The organism is Lacticaseibacillus songhuajiangensis (genome assembly GCF_003946025.1).
Lineage (GTDB): Bacteria > Bacillota > Bacilli > Lactobacillales > Lactobacillaceae > Lacticaseibacillus > Lacticaseibacillus songhuajiangensis.
On the sequence record NZ_RHNR01000086.1, the window covers coordinates 1 to 1728 of the forward strand.

The window sequence follows — 1728 nt, forward strand, 5'->3', positions numbered from 1 at the left end:
TTAGTGCTGAAGGAATTAAAACATTTGCGATGTCAATTCGCTTTTTTAAAAACAATAATGAGCTCTTTGAGCTCTCTAATTTGAGAGTTTGATCCTGGCTCAGGATGAACGCTGGCGGCGTGCCTAATACATGCAAGTCGAGCGAACTTAACTTAATGATTGAAGTGCTTGCACTGATTGACTTAAGAGCGGTGAGCGGCGGATGGGTGAGTAACACGTGGGTAACCTGCCCTTAAGTGGGGGATAACATTTGGAAACAGATGCTAATACCGCATAAATCCCCGGACCACATGGTCTGGGGCTGAAAGAAGGCTTCGGCTTTCACTTAAGGATGGACCCGCGGCGCATTAGTTAGTTGGTGAGGTAATGGCTCACCAAGACCGTGATGCGTAGCCGACCTGAGAGGGTGATCGGCCACATTGGGACTGAGACACGGCCCAAACTCCTACGGGAGGCAGCAGTAGGGAATCTTCCACAATGGACGCAAGTCTGATGGAGCAACGCCGCGTGAGTGAAGAAGGCTTTCGGGTCGTAAAACTCTGTTGTTGAAGAAGAACACTAGTGAGAGTAACTGTTCATTAGTTGACGGTATTCAACCAGAAAGCCACGGCTAACTACGTGCCAGCAGCCGCGGTAATACGTAGGTGGCAAGCGTTATCCGGATTTATTGGGCGTAAAGCGAGCGCAGGCGGTTTCTTAAGTCTGATGTGAAAGCCCCCGGCTCAACCGGGGAAGTGCATCGGAAACTGGGAAACTTGAGTGCAGAAGAGGACAGTGGAACTCCATGTGTAGCGGTGAAATGCGTAGATATATGGAAGAACACCAGTGGCGAAGGCGGCTGTCTGGTCTGTAACTGACGCTGAGGCTCGAAAGCATGGGTAGCGAACAGGATTAGATACCCTGGTAGTCCATGCCGTAAACGATGAATACTAGGTGTTGGAGGGTTTCCGCCCTTCAGTGCCGCAGCTAACGCATTAAGTATTCCGCCTGGGGAGTACGACCGCAAGGTTGAAACTCAAAGGAATTGACGGGGGCCCGCACAAGCGGTGGAGCATGTGGTTTAATTCGAAGCAACGCGAAGAACCTTACCAGGTCTTGACATCTTCTGCCAATCTGAGAGATCAGACGTTCCCTTCGGGGACAGAATGACAGGTGGTGCATGGTTGTCGTCAGCTCGTGTCGTGAGATGTTGGGTTAAGTCCCGCAACGAGCGCAACCCTTATGACTAGTTGCCAGCATTTAGTTGGGCACTCTAGTAAGACTGCCGGTGACAAACCGGAGGAAGGTGGGGACGACGTCAAATCATCATGCCCCTTATGACCTGGGCTACACACGTGCTACAATGGCCGGTACAACGAGTCGCCAACCCGCGAGGGTGCGCTAATCTCTTAAAGCCGGTCTCAGTTCGGACTGTAGGCTGCAACTCGCCTACACGAAGTCGGAATCGCTAGTAATCGCGGATCAGCATGCCGCGGTGAATACGTTCCCGGGCCTTGTACACACCGCCCGTCACACCATGAGAGTTTGTAACACCCGAAGCCGGTGGGGCAACCCTTTTAGGGAGCTAGCCGTCTAAGGTGGGACAGATGATTAGGGTGAAGTCGTAACAAGGTAGCCGTAGGAGAACCTGCGGCTGGATCACCTCCTTTCTAAGGATAATCACTTCAAGTCGCAAGACAGCGAAGTGATACGGAAACCTACACATGAAACTTTGTTCAGTTTTGAGGG

Annotated in this window: 1 rRNA gene; it reads left to right on the top strand. The window is 51.6% G+C overall.

The features are described 5' to 3' along the window. Positions 1-76: 76 nt before the first annotated feature. Positions 77-1649: ribosomal RNA gene (locus EKM97_RS11820) — 16S ribosomal RNA — on the top strand. The last annotated feature ends 79 nt before the right edge of the window (positions 1650-1728 follow it).